Source organism: Halorubrum sp. 48-1-W (genome assembly GCF_003287355.1).
Classification (GTDB): Archaea; Halobacteriota; Halobacteria; order Halobacteriales; family Haloferacaceae; genus Halorubrum.
Window position 1 is genome coordinate 39,564 of sequence record NZ_QMIM01000031.1, and the last position, 16,202, is coordinate 55,765.

The window sequence follows — 16,202 nt, forward strand, 5'->3', positions numbered from 1 at the left end:
CAGAAAACATCTCGACGAGATCAGGGGGCGGTTCTGCCGTGCTCTCGTTTCGAAACTGTCCACGCCCCTCCGCAGGAGGCCCCTGAATCCGGTTCAGGAACACCCAGAATGGTTACAGACCTCCTCAGAAGCGATTCAACTCTCTCCAGAAATTCTTCTGCCGACTCATAACGATAGTGGATACTCCCCATGGGTGAAGTAGAGCGACCCGGGGTGACGCGGGATGTCCCGTGTCCCCGAACGCGGGTCGCGTGCGGTAACAGAGGTAGACAAACCATGGAACGACGCAAATTCGTAATCGGTCTGGGTGCATTGGCAACGGGTAGCGCGGCGGCAGTGGGTACCGGGGCGTTCGAGACTGCTTCGGCCGAGCGTACCGCAAGGGTCGAGATCTCGGCTGACTCCGAGGGATTCATCGAGATTACCGAAGGGAACGGCGTCTCGGGAGCGTCAAGCAGGTACGCCGAAGAGAGTGATGGACAGTTGGAGTTGTTCTTTAATGACGAGGCACTCGATGGTTCCAAAATCATCGGTTCGGTTGACGGGAAGGGCCTCAACCCGAACGCCGAATACAATTTTGCCGAAGTATTTACTGTCAGTAATATTGGAGGGTTCGGTCAGCTTGATTTCGTCGTCGAATCGGAAGGTTTCGATGGAGAAGTGACACTAACAGCTAGTGGAGAAAGCGGTACTTTTGAAGGAAATGCTGGCCAGTCGTTGATGGCCCGAGATTACAGCTCAACAAGTAACATTCCACGAATCAGCCAACCAGGGTCGTGCGTGATCGATGTGAAAATAGAGACGGGTGACTCGCCCAACGAATCTGCGGGTGGAACACTAACTATTCACGCGGCCACAGTTGGTAACGCATCTGAATTATCGGACGTTATCGGAGGAGAATAAAAACCAGAATTTTCGACTATTTACGATAATTAATGAAATAGAATTATTCTATTAAGTATTTAAAATACTTAATTTAAGTTATTTCGTCTGGGATAACATAGTTGGTGAGTTACATCAGGGAAGCCGTAACAAAGTGATCAGAGAATAATTAAAGAACCATCACTAGTCATGAAGGTTTTTATGACCACGATCTACAACGCGTAGATCGGTAAAATAAGATACGTCTGAGCAGTCAAATGTTGGTCTACGCCTCGTTCGCATTATCTTCGTATCCGACTTGCACGCATTCCGACACCAACATGTCATCTGCAAGTTCCAAATCTGCTACTTCCCCTCGGCGCCCGCATCGTCTACCTGCGCACTGGCTAACTGTTCGTTTACGACCGCGTTCCCCTGTGGCCCCCCACACCTTAGTCGGGTGTTCTTTGACGTACTCTGTCCACCAAATAACCTACTCGTGGCGGGGCGAGCGCTCGGGATCGCCGCCTCAGTTGAGTCATCCTCAGGCGTTCGTGAGTCGCTCATGGCGTCCGAATCGATTATCAGTCATCACCGGGACGGTACGCACCCGATCGGTGCTCGATGTCGTAGATCACCACGACCCTTCGATCGCGATCCGCGGAGGCCCCAACCGAAAGTCACCGATACGGACCTTCCGTGTGGAACGCCCGAAAGCGGTTCGATATACTCGGGTAGGTTCCGCCACTCGTCGGTCACTATGTCATCGAGCTTCGAGACGATACAGCGCTCTGTATCGCCGCATCGAGCCCATCGAACGTCCGCACAGCGGGCGGCCGGAACTCCTACATCCAGTTGTCACTCCTCGTCATCGATCAGTTCGACGACCTCGTCGCGAGAGACGGCCTCGCTCTCGTCCTTCCGCATCGCGTACTCCTCGGCCGCGATGCTCGCCAGCATGTCGCGCGACGCGCCGGGATGCTCCGTCGCGTCCTGGATCACGTGTCGGAGGAATTCGCTCCGCGACGTGTGCCAAATTCACCAAGTTGAACATGAGAAACGGTTCCGACAGCGAGTCGGGTCATCCACACCCACAGACAGACGGAAGAACACAACACCCGAAACCTATGAATACATCGTACACATAGCAAACAGTATGCCCACCATCTCCACCCGGGTCCCCGACGACCTCGAATCCGAACTCGAGGCGTACCTCGACGAGGAGCGCCTCGACCGGAGCACGGGGATCAGGAAACTCCTCTCTGAGGGGCTCGAGGAGGGGCGCAGGGAGCGCGCGCTCGACCGTTTCGCCGACGGGGAACTGTCGCTGTCGAAGGCCACCGAACTCGTCGATCTCTCCGTCTGGGAGTTCGCGCAACTCGTCGAGGAGAGCGACGCCGCGTGGGTCTCGGGTGACCACCTCGAGGGCGACCTCGACGAACTGTGAGCCGGGTGTTCGACACGGCTCGCGCGGCATCCGGGGTTGAGCGACGCCGACGTCGCGGTCCTGGCCTGCGTGGACGCCCGCGACGCGGTCGCCGTGATGGACGAGTCGGCCGGGCGCTCCGCGGCCGAAGTGGAGGACGTCGAGACGCGCGGGACCGCGTACCTCCTCCTCACAGCCGTGAAGGGCGGCGCGCTGTCGACGGCGGAGGGGCGTGACGCCATCGACGCGATGATCGATCACGGCTGGTACGTGGCACCGGACGTGTACACGAAGCTCGTCGGGAAGCTGGAGTCGTTCGAGTAACGACTATTGCGGCTCGTGAGAGAGACATCGATATGGTATCGTCGCTCCCGCTATCAGAGGAGGAAAAGGAACGAATGCAGCGCGTTCGGGTCAGTTCCGGGGTCGCGACCGACGAAGCGGACATCGACGAGATACTCTACGGCTGAGTTCGGGTGTCGATCTACTCCTCGCCGGTATTTTCGTCACCGCCCTCACCTTCAGCCCGCAACACCTCGTCCGCGAACTCCCGGATTCGTGTTCTGTCCTCGGCGCTCACGTCGACCGCCTGCGCGCTCTCGAGCTGTCCGTTCACGACCGCGTTCTGTTGTGGCCCCCACACCTCCGGCGGGTGTGTGTTGACGTACTCGGCCCACCGGATCACCTGCTCGTAGCGTGGCGGTCGCTCGGGGTCGGCGTCGGAGTTCGAGTCCGCATCAGGCGTTCGTGAGTCGGGCATAGCGGTCCTCGACGTCGAGTCGTTCGACCCACGCTTCGAGGCGGGTCCGGGAAAGCGTTTCTCCGAACACCGTGTAGAGGTGTGCGGCGTCCTCGAGGTCGGTCCGTCCCCCGAGCGAGAGCTTGTACGCGATCTGAAGCTCCAGCGGTCCGATAGGTACCGTCTCGCCGCCGACGTGTGCGTCGATCGCGTTATCGAGGGAGGCACGATCGAACTCGTCACCGGGGAATTTCACTTCGAGGTGCGGGGTCATCTCGCCGTCCGGTGCGACCCAGACGTTCGTCCCGTTGGAGAGGTTCCCGTACGTCTCGGAGAGCGGCATCGCGGGCCCCCAGTACCCTTCCCGTTCGAGTTCGGCGACGAGATCGTCGATCCGGTCGGCTGGGCATCGCTCGATGAACACGTCGATGTCCTCGGTCGACCGTGACCGGCCGGCGAGGATAGCCACGTAGCCCGCCACGAAGACGTGGTCGACGTCGAGACGCGAGAGGATGCGAGAGAACTCGATCGCGAGGTCGTCGAGGCGATTCGGCTCCCGATCGACGACGAGTCCGTCGTCAGTCAGTTCGACGCCACCCATACCGGACCCTCACGGGGGACTCGAATAAACCTCCGTACCGGCGTGGCCCACATCCACTCGATCTCCACGACCGCTCTCGAGCCGTTCAGGTGCGTTTTTGTATCCGGCGGTCACACTCGCGAGCATGGACGACCATTCCCACGAACCCGACCCGGAGAAGCGCGTGACCGCCCCGATGCAGGCGTTCGGTGGCCGCGAGGTCGGCATCGGCGCTGCGGTCACGCTCGTCGGCCTACTGCTCGCGTACGTGCTCCCGGCGCTACTGATCTAGACGCCCGGACGAGCAAGGACTCAGTCGAGGAACGCTACTTCTCGAAACGCTTACCGCGGGTACCACGCCAGCGGGTGGTCCGCGATGAGGTCGATGCTCACCGACTGGTCGAGCTCGAACTCCTCGACGTGGTTGTGCAGGCAGTGGACCGCCTCGCCGGAGTCGAGTTCGACCCGGTAGATGAACGAGGGGCCGACGTACTGTCTGGAGACGACGACGCCGTCGGCGACGTCCTCGTCGGCGGGCGTCGCGCGCAGGTCGTCCGGCCGGACGAGCACGTCGACGGGCGCACCGTCGTAGGTCGTGTCGTATCCCTCCAGCGTGGCGGCGTTGAACCGCCCGACGCCCGTCTCGACCTGCCCCTCCCGGAGGCGCCCCTCGAGGAACGACGCCCGCCCGAGGAAGGAGGCGACGAACTTCGATTCGGGCCGCTCGAAGACGCCCTCGGGGCGGCCAACCTGCTCGATGGAGCCGTCGTTCATCACGGCGACACGGTCGGAGATGGACAGCGCCTCCTCCTGGTCGTGGGTGACCGAGATCGCGGTGACGCCCGCGGCCTTCAGGATGCGGCGGACCTCCTCGCGCATCTCCACGCGCAGGCGCACGTCGAGGTTCGAGAAGGGCTCGTCGAGAAGGAGCACGTCCGGCTCGGGCGCGAGCGACCGCGCCAGCGCGATCCGTTGTTTCTGCCCGCCGGAGAGCTGGTCGGGCGTCTTCTCGCCGTGCTCGGTCATCTCGACGAGTTCGAGCAGTTCGTCGACCCGGGCTTCCGTCTCCGCCTCGTCGGCGTCCTCCAGCCCGAACGCGACGTTCTCGCGCACGGTGAGGTGCGGGAACAGCGCGAAGTTCTGGAAGACGATGCCCACGTCGCGGCGCTCGGGCGCGACGGACGTCCCCCCGGCGTCCGCGTCGGCGACCGTCTCGCCGGCGAGGGTGATCGACCCCGTCGTCGGCTCCTCGAGCCCGGCGACCATCCGGAGGGTCGTGGTCTTCCCGCAGCCGGAGGGACCGAGGAAGGTGAGCAGTTCGCCGGAGCGAACGTCGAGGGAGACCCCGTCGACGGCGCGTTCGGGGCCGAACTCCTTCGTCACGTTCGAGAGCGTCAGGACGGGCTCCGCTGTGGGCGACCCCTCGGGTACGTCGTCGGGCGAAGTCCCGTCGGCGGGCCGGTCCGTGGCCGCCGTGGATGACGCGGACGACGTCGCCCCTGGGCGGTCCACCACCTGCCGTGAGTCGGTCTGTTCGGAGTGAGCCATGTGAGTTCGAGTGCCGAGCTGGGCGGCACCAGTTCGTTGCGACGACATATTTTAGGAGAACCTAAAAGCGTGTCGTTCGCGGCGGCTCGGGCCGAGAGAGGTTCGACCGGCGGCGATCCGCCCGGCTCAGGCGAGCTCGCGCTCGATCACGCCGCGGAGTTCCCGGATCGCGTCGGCGTCGACCGCGATCGACTCGTCGCCGACCGACAGCGACAGCGTCCCGTCGGTCGTCACGTCCCCGAGCCGGAAGACGGGGCGGTCGCCGGCCAGCTCCGCGACCGCGTCGGGGTCCGTCGTCTGGACGACGACCCGTCCGGGCGTCTCCTCGAAGGCTGTCGGGTGGTCGGGTAGCGAGACGTCCGCGCCCGCGCCGTCACGGACGAGTTCGGCGAGCGCGACCGCGAGCCCGCCGTCGCTCACGTCGTGGGTCGCGAGCGTACCCCCGTGGCGCGCGATCGACGCGAGCGACGAGACGAGCTCCGCGGGGTCGTCGGGGAGCGCCGGGAACCGGTCCGTCCCGCCGACAGCCGCGAGATACGCCGAACCGCCGAGCGCGTCGCCGGACGGGCCGACGACGAGCAGTTCGGAGTCTTCCGCGGCGTCGCCGTCGAGCCGGGCGGGCGGGGCGTCGTAGCCCGCGCGCGTGCCGAGCAGTGCGAGCGTCGGCGTCGGCGGGATCGGCCCCGCGACGCTGTCGTTGTACAGCGAGACGTTGCCGCCGACGACGGGCGCGTCGAGGGCGGCACACGCGTCCGCGAGCCCGTCGACGATCGCCTCGAAGCCGCCGTACACGTCCGGCTTCTCGGGGTTGCCGCCGTTGAGACAGTCGACCGCGGCGAGCGGGGTCGCCCCCTTCGCTGCGAGGTTCGTCGCGTTCTCGAGCGCGACCGCGCGCGCCCCGTCGTAGGGCGCGACGCTCGTCCAACGGGGGTTCGCGCCCGAGGAGAGCGCGAGCCCGACGCCGGTCGTGTCGTCGGGGTTCGATGCCGGGTCGGTTCCGTCGTCGTCGACCGGCTCCGGGTTCTCCGGGCTCGCGCCCGCGGCTACCTCGCGCATCGCGACGATCGCGGCGTCGTCGCCCGGCTTCATCGCGGTCCGCGTCCCGACCTCGTGGTCGTACTGCCGGTACACCCAGCGCTTGCTGGCGGTGTTGGGGTCCGAGACGACCGCCTCGAAGGCGGTCTCGAGGTCGGGGTCGGGAAGGTCGCGCTCGGGTCGGGTCGGCTCCGTCGACGGGAGGTCGTTCATCGGCGCGCCCTCCGCGAGGAACTCGGCGTCGACGTCGACGACGGTCTCGCCGTCGAACGTACAGACGTAGTTGCCCTCGGTCACCTCGCCAATGACCGAACAGCCGAGGTCGAACCGCTCGGCGAGCTCGCGCACGCGGTCGACGTCGGCGGGGTCGACCTCGTAACACATCCGCTCCTGGCTCTCGGCCAGCAGGATCTCCAGGGCGTTCATGTTCGGCTCGCGCTGGTGGACCGCCGCGAGGTCGATCGCCGCGCCCAGCCCGCCCTTCGCGACGAGTTCGGAGGAGGCCCCGCCGAGCCCGGCCGCGCCGAGGTCGCGCGCGGCGACGACCAGGTCCTCGTCGACGAGCGCCTCGTTACACTCGATCAGCCGCTTTTCCGCGTAGGGGTCGCCGACCTGGACCGCGGGCCGGTCCTCGGTCTCGGCGTCCTCGGCGAGGTCCTCGCTCGCGAAGGAGGCCCCGCCCAGCCCGTCGCGACCGGTAGCGTTGCCGACGAGCATCAGGGCGTTGCCGGGCTCCTCTGCGGTCGCGGTGACGAGGCGCTCCTCGTTCGTCACCCCGACGCAGGCGACGTTGACGAGCGGGTTGCCCTCGTAGCCGTCGTGGAAGGCGACGCTGCCGCCGACGGTGGGGACGCCGATGCAGTTGCCGTAGTGGGAGATCCCCTCGACGACGCCCTCGAAGAGGTACCGCGACTCCTCGCTCCCGAAGCCGCCGAAGTACAGCGAGTCGAGCAGGGCGATGGGGTACGCGCCCATGCTCATCGTGTCGCGGACGATGCCGCCGACGCCGGTGGCCGCGCCGTCGAACGGGTCGACGTAGGAGGGGTGGTTGTGGCTCTCGATCCCGAACGTGACGTAGGTGTCGCCGTAGTCGTCGGCGTCGCGCTCGGCTGGCGGCACGTCGGCCGTCTCGGGGGTCGGTAGCGCCAGCACGGCGGCGTCGTCGCCGGGGCCGACGACGACCTGGTCGCCCTCGCTCTCGAACGCCGACAGCAGGGGACGCGAGGAGCGGTACGCGCAGTGTTCGCTCCAGAGGTTCTCGAACAGCGCGGCCTCGGCCGCCGTCGGCTCCCGGCCGAGCGCCGCGACGACGAGCTCGTGGTCCGGCTCGGACAGACTCATTCACTTACGTGATTATCGAGCCGGTTCTAATGCTTTTCTATGCGCACGTTCGTGGGTATCACTGCGAGATTTCGCGGATGACTCCGCCAGAGCCCCCGTCGCGAGGACTCGTGCGACTCGCCGTCCTCCGCGCCTCCGAAACCCGGCTGTACCGCCGCCGGCGGTTCTCCGTCGAGTTCCACCTGCCGTCAGCGTCCCCGCAACCCGAGTAGCTCCCGCGTCTCCGCGGGCGTCGCCACGGGGCGACCGAGCTCCTCCGCGATCCGCGCCGTCCGCGCGACCAGCGCCTCGTTGCTCGCGAGTTTCCCCCGCTCGTAGTACCGGTTGTCCTCCAGCCCGACCCGGACGTGCCCGCCGAGCAGTATCGACTGCGTCGTCATCGGCAGCTGGTGCGGGCCGAACCCGATCACGTTGAACTCGACGCCCTCGGGCAGCGCCTCCACCCGGTTCAACAGGTTCCGCGGGTGCGGCGGCGACGTGGTGCCGCCGCCGAAGAGCAGGTTGAGGTACGGCGGCTCGTCGAACTCCTCGAGGATCGCGAGCGACTCGTTGAGGTGGCCGTCGTTGAACACCTCGAGTTCGGGTTTGATCCCGCGTTCTTTCATCTCCGCGTGGAGCGACGAGACGAGTTCGCGGGTGTTCTCCGAGGTGAGCCGGTCGTAGCGGTTGAGCGGGCCCATGTCGAGCGACGCCATCTCCGGGGCGGGGTCGGTCCGGATCGGCTCGTGCCGGAGATCGTCGGGCGCCGCGGTGCCGCCCGTCGAGTGCTGGATCACCACCTCGTCGGTCGCCTCGCGGACCGCGTCGGTCACCTCCTGGAACCGCTCCGTCGAGAACGCCCGCTCGCCGTTCTCGCGGCGCGCGTGGAGGTGGAGGACGCTCGCGCCCGCCTCCTCACAGGCTGTCGCGGCTGTGGCGATCTCCTCGGGCGTCTCCGGGAGGTCCGGATGCGCCTCCTTCCCGTGGACGCCGCCGCTGATCGCCGCGGTGATAACGAGAGGCTTCCGGTCGAGGTACTCGTCGTAGGTCATCGGTCGTCCTCCGGCTCCTCGCCCGCGTCGCCCCCCGAGCCGCCGTCGTCCTCGCCCGAGCCGTCCGGTTCGACGTAGAACTCACAGTCGGTCGCCGGGTCGAGCCCGTATCGGGCGTTACAGATGTCGGCGCGCATCGGCTGGACGAACGAGTCGGTCACGGTACAGAACGCGCGGGCGACGTCGAACGATCGGTCCTCTCCCTCCTCGCGGTACTCCAGGTGCGGGCATTTCTCGGCCATACGCGGTCATCGTGAACGACCGGCTTGAAACTACGCTTCCGATCCCGCTCCCGTCGGTCGACGACCGAAGCCGGCTCTCCGTCGACGACGACCGGGACCCGCGTGACCGACGGGATTTAACCGACCGCCCGAGAACGGAGGGGTATGGAGCCGGTCGACGACTGGCGGACGGCGATCCGACGGGCCGGTGAACTCACCGGGCCGATCGCCGCCGCGATCGTCGACGAGCACGGCGACCGGGGTCAGCGCGCGATCGAGGCGGTCGCGGAGGGACGGGTGAAGCGCTACCGCGATTTCACCGTCGTCGTCGGCCACGAGGACGAGTACGTCGTCGAGGACGGCGGCTGTGACTGCGCGGACGCGACGTACAACCTCGACCCCGAGGACCCGCGCGAGCGGTGCTGGCACGCCATCGCCGTCGACGTCGCGGACGCGGTCGGCGCGGTCGACCACCACGACATGTGGTACTCGGAGGTCCGCGAGTTCCTCTGAACAGCGTGCGGGCCGGGCTCGACGACGACGTCGAGAATCCGGATCTCCGGATTTTCACCCGAGCGAGCCGGTCATTCTCGGCGTTTCACACCCGGGGAGTCGAAAACGTTTACAACCGCTGCCGGTCTGACCTACTGTATGGCGGACTGTCCACTCGCCGACGACTGCCCCAGCTTCGACGAACGGATCCAGGGCATGGGGTGTCAACACTACGGCAACAAGGGAGGTGCCGAGTGGTGCAACCACTACGACATGCCGATATACGAGCTCAAACAGCAGCCGGTCCAGCCCGGCGAGGAGGTCGTCGTCGAGGTCGACGACATCCACGAGAGCGGGGCCGGCGTCGGCCGCACCGACGACGGCTTCATCGTGCTCGTCGACGGCCTGCTTCCGCCCGCCCGCGCCGTCGTCTCCATCCACCGCGTGAAATCCAGCCACGCGACCGCCCAGGAGGTCGTCGAGCGGCTCCCCGACGACCCCGACGAGGGGGGCGAGGAAGGGGACGCCGCCGATACCGAGGGGGACGGTGAAGACGACGAGCGCCGTCCGAGCCGAACCGACCGCGAGCGGCTCGGCAGCCGCGAGAACTTCTGGGGCAAGTGAGGCAGGCCGGGGTCGGGTCACCCCACGGACAGTCCACGCGCCGTCGATCCATCGCGTCGATAGCCGATCCGGCCCCGCCGACTTCCGTTCCACCACGTCGACCGCCCCTTCGATCCCTTCGACCGCGGTTTCCCCGCCGAAACCGCCGTTTTTTCACCGCGCGTCCCGTCGATCGGGACATGGTCGCAGACGACGCCTCGGCGACGAACGGTGCGGAAGACGTCGACGACGGCGCCGTCGGCTCCGGCACTGCCGACGTGGACGCAGGGGAACTGTTAGCGCGCGCCGGCTTCGACGCCGACGCGAGCGTGCTCACCGAGCGACAGGCGGAGGTCCTCGCGCTCCGCGAGCGGGGACTCCGGCAGTCGGACATCGCCGACCGGCTCGGGACCTCCCGCGCGAACGTCTCCAGCGTCGAGGCGAGCGCGCGCGACAACGTCGAGCGCGCGAAGGAGACCGTCGCGTTCGCCGAGGCGCTCTCCGCGCCGGTCCGCGTCGAGATCCCCGCGGGAACCGACCTCTACGACGCCCCCAAACGCGTGTACGACGCCTGCGACGAGGCGGGCGTGAAGGTGAGCCAGACCGCGCCGGACCTGATGAAGACGATAGGCGAGCGCGCCGGCGACGCGGTGTACGGCCGGGAGGTCCGCGAGCGCCTGCTCGTTACCGCCTCGGCCGACGGGCAGATCCGGGTCCGATAGCGCCGTCACCGTCCGCCAGGCAGTTTTCCCCTCTCACTCCTCGATCCGCTCCGCGACGCCGACCAGCGTCGCGCCCGCGGTGACGGTCGACTCGCGAGCGACCGAGTAGACGATCCCGTCGCGGTCCGCCTCGGCGACCTGGAGCATCTCGAAGCTCGCGGGGTCGTATACCTCGCCCAGCCGCTGGCCGTCCGTCACCTCGTCGCCGATCGCGAGGTCGGGTTCTACCCGGAACAGTCCGGACTCGGTCGCGGTCACTCGCCCGAGGTGGTTGCGCGCGACGGTCCCGTCCCACGGGTCCGGGTCGCCGGCGAGCACGCCCTCGTGTCGCAGGACGCCCAGCATCCCGTCGACGCCCGTCTCGACCGCCTCCTCGACGATCTCGCGGCTGTGTGCGAGCTCCGGCGTGATCGTCGGGATCCCCTCGCGGGTGGCGGCCACGCGGAACTTCCCGCCGAAGTCCCGCTCGGCCCACTCCGTGTCGGCGTCGTCGCCGGCCGCCTCGGCCAACAGGAGGTCGGTGCCGAACGCCTCCGCGAGCCCCCGGCACGCCTCGTCGCCGCGCATGTAGACGGTGTGGGTGAGCATGGACGGCGAGCCGGTGTGGAGGTCGACGATCGCGTCGGCCGCGCTCGCGAACGGCCAGAGCCGTGCGGCCATCCGCTCGTGGAGCGTCCCGTCGGGGTCGCCAGGCCAGCACCGGTTCATGTTGGCGTTGATCGAGTCGAGTATTTCGGGGGTCGTATACGAGACGTGATCGAACGTGAGCGGGTCCGCAACCGGGACGCTCACGAGGGTTCCGTGGAACGCCGCCGCTCCGTCTCCCTCACCGCCCTCGCCCGCCAACTCCGCGTGGAGCCGCCGGAGGACGGCAGCGCCGTTCACCTCCCTACCGTGTTGGGCCGCCTGCGCGTAGACGACGGGGCCGCCGTCGTCGGGGACGTCGAGTTCGGGGCCCTCGTCGCCGTCGACGAGGGTTCCTTCGCCGTAGACGTGGACGCTCGTGCGGACCGGAACGCCTGACGGGAGCCGTGCGAGGACGAGCTCGCGGCTGTCGTGCATACGCCAGCGTTGGTCCGGGATAGCTTATAAATGAGGGTCGAACGGTCCGCGAGCGACGGGGCCGACCACGGACGCTAAGTCCGTGCGGCGAGGAGTGTCACGAGATGCGGGTCACCCTCCTCGGAACCGGCGACACCACGGGGACACCCACCGTCGGCTGCGACTGTGATACCTGTACAGAGGCGCGCGAGCGCGGCGTGTCGCGGTCGCGGTTCTCGGTCCACGTCGAAAACGAGCGGACGGGCGAGACGCTCCTGGTCGATTTCAGTCCCGACTTCCGGAGCCAGTTCCTGGACAACGACGTGCCCCTCCCGGACGCGGGGATCGTGACGCACATCCACTTCGACCATCTCGACGGTCTCGGCAACGTCTACCGGCTCGTCGATGGGCTACCCGTCCACGCGCCAAGCGGGACCGACCCGGCGACCGACGAGAGCGTCGCCGAGACGGTTCGCCGGAAGTACGACTACCTCGAGGACCGGATCGGCGTCCACTCGCGCGAGCCGTTCGAGCCCTTCGAGACCTGCGGGCTCGAGGTCCGGTTCGTCCCCGTCGACCACCCCCCGTTACTCTGTTTCGGCGTCGTCATCGAGGACCCCGAGACGGGCGGGAAACTCTCGCTCACGGGCGACACGAGCTACGACGTCCCCGAGCGGTCCCGGGAGGCGCTCGCCGACGCGGACCTCCTCCTCGCCGACGCCATCGTCCCCGCATCGCTGTGTGAGTACCACCCGATCGGCGGCCGCCACGAGGGGCCCGACGGGGTCCCGCGCACGTTCGGCACGAAACACATGACCCGCGAGGGCGCACTCGCGCTCGCCGAAGAGATCGACGCCGAGCGGACGCGACTCGTCCACCTCGCACACTTCTACCCGCCGGAGGAGGCGTTCGCCGAGCCGCTCGCGGTCGACGGGGAGACCTACGAGCTGTAGCGACGGAACGGGTGCCTACCCGTACTCGCTGCCGACAGCCTACTCGTACTCGCTGCCGACGACCTCGCGGATCCGCTCGGCGGTCACCGGGCCGACGCCCTCCACCTCCAGGAGGTCGTCCTCGGGCGCGGTCATCACCGCCTCGACGCTACCGAAGTGTTCGAGGAGCGACCGTGCCGTGACCGGGCCGATGTCGGCGATGGCGGAGACGACGTACTCCTGTTGTTCCGCGCGGGTCTTCGTCGTCTTCTCGCCGTGGACGCTCACCTGCCGGTCGCGCGTCTCCTGTTCGCGCCGGGCGATCGTCGCGAGCAACTCCGTGGTGTCCGTCTCGTCCTCGGTCCGGAGGACGCTGACCCCGAAGTCGACCGCGAGCGACGCGAGCGCGCCCCGGATCGCGTTGGGGTCGATGTCGCGCTGGCCGTAGAGGTTCGTCCCCTCGACGACCAACACCGGCCTGGCGTACGCCCGCGAGAGCTCGCCGACCTGCTCGAACATCGAACGGTCGGCGTCGAGCATGGAGTCGACGAAGTCCGCAGCCGACTTCCGCTCGACGGCGACCCGGTCCGAGAGGACGTAGTCGCCCACGGCGAGCGTCTCCAGCCGGGTGACGAGCCCGTCCCGCGTCGAGAGGGTCTTCGCGATGGCGGAGTCGAGCTCCCGCTGGTCGACCACCACTTCGACGCCATCGTCGACGCCGGCGGTCGCGACGACCGCGTCGCCGGCGTCCGTGTCGTCTCCGGCATCAGTCACCCCCTCACCGTCCCCATCGCTCGCGCGTGCCTCGGCGGCGAAGTCGGTGAGCCCGGCGTCCGTCCCGGCGGCTTCGCCGTCCGGCGGGACGGTGTCCCCGGGAGGGTCGTCGATGGAGTCGTCGGCGGACGCGTCGACCGCCGCCCCTTCGTCGGCGTCGGCCGTGCCGTCGTCGGCGTCGGCCGTAGCGTCCCTGGCGAACGCGTCGAGGCCCGCCTGCCCGTCGTCGCCGACGGCCCCCTCGATGTCGTCCGTGGCGGCCTTCAGGTCGGCGAGCTGGCTGGCCATCTCCTTCTCGCGTCGCCTGGAGATCCAGAAGAACGCCTCGTCGCGGGTGTCCTCGGCCATCAGGACGACGACTTTCCCCTCCGCCTGCCGCCCGGTCCGCCCCTTGCGCTGGATCGAGCGGATCGCGGTGGGGACCGGCTCGTAGAAACAGACGAGGTCGACCTCGGGCACGTCGAGGCCCTCCTCGGCGACGCTCGTGGAGACGAGCACCTCGAACTCGCCGGCTTTGAACTCCTCGAGCGTCTCCTGCTGTCGTGTCTGGCTCATTCCGTCGGACCCCTCCTTGTCGCCCTGGCCGACGAACTTCCGGACGTCGAAACTCGCCTCCAGGAACTCGACGAGCGCCTCCGCGGTGTCGCGGGACTCGGTGAAGAGGATCGCGCGCTCGCCCTCTTCGATCCCGAGCGTCTCCGCGAGTAGGATCCGCGCCTGCGAGAACTTGGGGTGGAGCCCGTCGAACGCCTCGGCCTTCCGCATCGCCTCCCTCACCTTGGGGTCGGCGACCATCCGTTGGCTCGCCTTCGACGCGCCCGACGAGCGGGCGGCCTCGCGCTGGCGCTCGAAGTAGCGCCGGACGGACTCGACCGACTGCGTCTCGACCAGCTCGACCGCCCGGCGGAGCTTCATCACCTCGGCGTGGGTGCTCATCCCCTTGTAGCCGTCCGACTGGTCGTTGTCCATCATCCGCTTCAGCTTCCCGCGCATCTCGTTGAGGTCGCGCTGGGAGAGGTCCGGGCTCGTCGTGTTCGTCACGCCGAGCGACTTCAGCTTCTCCAAGCGGTCTTTGATCACCTCGTTCAACGCGTCGCGGATCGCGAGCACCTCCTCGGGGAGCGTGACCCGCTCCCAGCGCACGTCCGTGTCGTGGGTGTACTCGTCGACGTCGGCGTCCGCCTCGGTCATCACCTCTACGTTCCGCAGGCCGAGGTTCTCACACACCGTCTCGATCTCCTCGATATCGCCGCCGGGGGAGGCGGACATCCCCGTCACGAGCGGGTCGGCAGCGTCGGCGTGGTAGCGCTCGGCGATGTACACGTACGCGTAGTCGCCGGTCGCGCGGTGACACTCGTCGAAGGTGAGGTGGGTCACGTCGCGGACGGAGATCCGGTTGCCGACGAGGTCGTTCTCTATCACCTGCGGAGTCGCGATCACGACGCGGGCGTCCGCGAACAGCGCCGCGCGGTCGTCCGGTTTCACGTCGCCCGTGAAGACGACGATCTCGTCGTCGGGGATCGTCATCGCCTCGCGGTAGAACTCCGCGTGCTGCTGGACCAGCGGTTTGGTGGGTGCCAGAAACAGCGCCGTCCCGCCCGCCTCGTGGAGCCGTCTCGCGGTGACGAGCAGGCTCACCGTGGTCTTGCCGAGGCCGGTCGGGAGACACACCAGCGTGTGGTCGTCGACGGCGGCGTCCGCGAGCCGGAGCTGGTAGCGGCGCCGCTGGAGGAAGTCGTCGACGAGCAACGGGTGGTCGATCCCTGTGGCCTCGGTCGCCATCGGCGACGCTTCGCCGCCGTCGGCCTAAAGGCTTCGCGAAGCGGGGCGAAAGTTAACCGTCGCCGGGACACTCGTCTCGGAGCTCCTCCGGCACGTCCTCGTCGACCAACTTCGCCCACTCGACGAGCCGATCTCCGGACGGGGTTCGCGTGCTCATCGGCGGATGGATCTCCGTGGTTCGTATTAACGCTTACCCCGATTCCAGTCTCGTCGGGACGGGTTCGGACCGCAAGTACCGGATCCGACGCGAATACCGGATCCGACCGCGAGTACCGGATCCGACCACACGATCGGCGTCGGGGCCGGCGCGACTCGCACGCCTTTTAGGGTTCACGCGCCTCCGGCCGACATGAGCAAGCTCGAGGCGTTCCTCGCCGGCGACCGGCTCGACGACGTCGTGTTCTACGTGAGCGACGCGTTCCTCGACGACGACTCGCGGCTCCGGGCGGTCGGCACCGAGACCGATGGCGGGGTCCTGCTCGTCCTCGACGGCGAGACCGGCCGGTCGGCGTTTCAGGCCGGCACGGGCATGGGCGCGATGGAGTTCGCGAAGGAGGCGATGGCGGCCGAGGGGGAGATCGCCCGCTCGCTCGACGGCGGCGAGTGCCCGTTCGCCGGGGACGCCGACGACGAGGGTGAGGATACTGACGACGACCACGAGGTCCGGTTCGTGTTCGCGTTCGCCGAGGGTGAGAACCCCGAAGTCGGAGGCCTCTACGCCGAGGGCGACGTGATCCACGCGTACGCCCACTGTACCTGCGGGGAGAGCTACTCGCGGAAGTGGGTCGTCGGCGACCGGGCGTAGCGCGACCGTCGAACCGTGAGGGATGGCCCTGTAGAGATATCCTATAACTGACGTACGTTTGTTGGATGTGGTCAATCCAGGTGAAGGAACGAGCGATCGCGGTGGCGCGCCTGCGAGCGCCCGCAAGGGCGCGAGCAGACCGCGAGGGACGTGGTGAGCGCTCGAAGAGCGCGAACCACGAGGCTGGGGAGGCGTGAGGTGCGGTGCGGTTCGGGTGGGGTTCAAAGGGGCAGCCGCGAGGGCGACGCCCGGCGACGTAAGCACCGCAG

The 16,202-nt window shown here is 67.6% G+C and carries 17 protein-coding genes and 1 pseudogene; 9 read left to right on the plus strand and 9 right to left on the minus strand.

Going from position 1 to position 16,202, the window contains the following annotated elements; translation table 11 throughout:
* The first annotated feature begins 276 nt into the window (after positions 1 to 276).
* Positions 277 to 903: a hypothetical protein gene (locus DQW50_RS18530; RefSeq protein WP_241964436.1), complete on the plus strand. Its 627-nt coding sequence runs from the start codon at positions 277 to 279 to the stop codon at positions 901 to 903.
* A gap of 816 nt (positions 904 to 1,719) precedes the next feature.
* Here DQW50_RS18530 and DQW50_RS13905 read toward each other — a convergent pair.
* The gene (locus DQW50_RS13905; protein WP_241964437.1) at positions 1,720 to 1,863 is read right to left on the minus strand and encodes a hypothetical protein; all 144 of its coding nucleotides are present in this window, start codon (positions 1,861 to 1,863) and stop codon (positions 1,720 to 1,722) included.
* A gap of 154 nt (positions 1,864 to 2,017) precedes the next feature.
* On the opposite strand from DQW50_RS13905, the gene DQW50_RS13910 reads away from it, so the two are divergent.
* On the plus strand, positions 2,018 to 2,308 hold the full coding sequence (locus DQW50_RS13910; protein ID WP_112079868.1) for a UPF0175 family protein: 291 nt from the start codon (positions 2,018 to 2,020) through the stop codon (positions 2,306 to 2,308).
* A 9-nt stretch (positions 2,309 to 2,317) separates the two neighbouring features.
* Positions 2,318 to 2,611: pseudogene (locus DQW50_RS13915) on the plus strand (DUF3368 domain-containing protein); the annotation flags it as partial.
* Positions 2,612 to 2,771: 160 nt separating this feature from the next.
* On the opposite strand, the gene DQW50_RS13920 reads toward DQW50_RS13915, so the two are convergent.
* Together DQW50_RS13920 and DQW50_RS13925 are read right to left on the minus strand one after the other, a co-directional pair.
* Positions 2,772 to 3,047, minus strand: coding sequence for a hypothetical protein (locus DQW50_RS13920; protein WP_112079870.1), 276 nt, complete (start codon positions 3,045 to 3,047; stop codon positions 2,772 to 2,774).
* Positions 3,025 to 3,627 carry a hypothetical protein gene (locus DQW50_RS13925; RefSeq protein WP_112079871.1) on the minus strand — a complete coding sequence of 201 codons (603 nt, stop codon included), beginning with the start codon at positions 3,625 to 3,627 and terminating at the stop codon, positions 3,025 to 3,027. The genes DQW50_RS13920 and DQW50_RS13925 overlap by 23 nt, the downstream gene beginning before the upstream one ends.
* Before the next feature lie 124 nt (positions 3,628 to 3,751).
* Here DQW50_RS13925 and DQW50_RS18235 point away from each other — a divergent pair, with 124 nt between their 5' ends.
* Positions 3,752 to 3,898: a hypothetical protein gene (locus DQW50_RS18235; protein WP_198664688.1), complete on the plus strand. Its 147-nt coding sequence runs from the start codon at positions 3,752 to 3,754 to the stop codon at positions 3,896 to 3,898.
* Positions 3,899 to 3,948: 50 nt separating this feature from the next.
* Here the strand turns inward: DQW50_RS18235 and DQW50_RS13930 are convergent, their stop codons facing one another.
* The 4 genes from DQW50_RS13930 to DQW50_RS13945 all read right to left on the minus strand — a co-directional run bounded on the left by DQW50_RS13930 (position 3,949) and on the right by DQW50_RS13945 (position 8,803).
* A complete protein-coding gene (locus DQW50_RS13930) occupies positions 3,949 to 5,154 on the minus strand; it encodes an ABC transporter ATP-binding protein (RefSeq protein WP_112079872.1) in 1,206 nt (401 codons plus the stop codon).
* Positions 5,155 to 5,280: 126 nt separating this feature from the next.
* Positions 5,281 to 7,530 carry a phosphoribosylformylglycinamidine synthase subunit PurL gene (gene purL, locus DQW50_RS13935; protein WP_112079873.1) on the minus strand — a complete coding sequence of 750 codons (2,250 nt, stop codon included), beginning with the start codon at positions 7,528 to 7,530 and terminating at the stop codon, positions 5,281 to 5,283.
* Positions 7,531 to 7,718: 188 nt separating this feature from the next.
* A complete protein-coding gene (locus DQW50_RS13940; protein ID WP_112079874.1) occupies positions 7,719 to 8,561 on the minus strand; it encodes a 3-keto-5-aminohexanoate cleavage protein in 843 nt (280 codons plus the stop codon).
* The gene (locus DQW50_RS13945; RefSeq protein WP_112079875.1) at positions 8,558 to 8,803 is read right to left on the minus strand and encodes a hypothetical protein; all 246 of its coding nucleotides are present in this window, start codon (positions 8,801 to 8,803) and stop codon (positions 8,558 to 8,560) included. The genes DQW50_RS13940 and DQW50_RS13945 overlap by 4 nt, the downstream gene beginning before the upstream one ends.
* Before the next feature lie 144 nt (positions 8,804 to 8,947).
* On the opposite strand from DQW50_RS13945, the gene DQW50_RS13950 reads away from it, so the two are divergent.
* From DQW50_RS13950 to DQW50_RS13960, 3 genes are all read left to right on the plus strand, one after another.
* Entirely contained in the window at positions 8,948 to 9,295 is a 348-nt protein-coding gene (locus tag DQW50_RS13950) for a hypothetical protein (RefSeq protein ID WP_112079876.1), read from the plus strand.
* 138 nt (positions 9,296 to 9,433) lie between these two features.
* Positions 9,434 to 9,898 (plus strand): TRAM domain-containing protein, encoded by a 465-nt coding sequence (locus DQW50_RS13955; RefSeq protein WP_112079877.1) that lies wholly within the window; start codon positions 9,434 to 9,436, stop codon positions 9,896 to 9,898.
* A gap of 179 nt (positions 9,899 to 10,077) precedes the next feature.
* Positions 10,078 to 10,599 carry a Tfx family DNA-binding protein gene (locus tag DQW50_RS13960; RefSeq protein ID WP_112079878.1) on the plus strand — a complete coding sequence of 174 codons (522 nt, stop codon included), beginning with the start codon at positions 10,078 to 10,080 and terminating at the stop codon, positions 10,597 to 10,599.
* A 33-nt stretch (positions 10,600 to 10,632) separates the two neighbouring features.
* On the opposite strand, the gene DQW50_RS13965 is transcribed toward DQW50_RS13960, so the two are convergent.
* On the minus strand, positions 10,633 to 11,661 hold the full coding sequence (locus tag DQW50_RS13965; RefSeq protein ID WP_112079879.1) for a succinylglutamate desuccinylase/aspartoacylase family protein: 1,029 nt from the start codon (positions 11,659 to 11,661) through the stop codon (positions 10,633 to 10,635).
* A gap of 104 nt (positions 11,662 to 11,765) precedes the next feature.
* On the opposite strand from DQW50_RS13965, the gene DQW50_RS13970 reads away from it, so the two are divergent.
* On the plus strand, positions 11,766 to 12,593 hold the full coding sequence (locus tag DQW50_RS13970) for an MBL fold metallo-hydrolase (protein ID WP_112079880.1): 828 nt from the start codon (positions 11,766 to 11,768) through the stop codon (positions 12,591 to 12,593).
* A gap of 39 nt (positions 12,594 to 12,632) precedes the next feature.
* Here DQW50_RS13970 and DQW50_RS13975 read toward each other — a convergent pair whose 3' ends face one another.
* Entirely contained in the window at positions 12,633 to 15,128 is a 2,496-nt protein-coding gene (locus tag DQW50_RS13975) for a DEAD/DEAH box helicase (protein WP_112079881.1), read from the minus strand.
* Positions 15,129 to 15,477: 349 nt separating this feature from the next.
* Between DQW50_RS13975 and DQW50_RS13980 the strand changes: the two genes are divergently transcribed.
* Positions 15,478 to 15,933 (plus strand): DUF5807 family protein, encoded by a 456-nt coding sequence (locus DQW50_RS13980; protein ID WP_112079882.1) that lies wholly within the window; start codon positions 15,478 to 15,480, stop codon positions 15,931 to 15,933.
* The last annotated feature ends 269 nt before the right edge of the window (positions 15,934 to 16,202 follow it).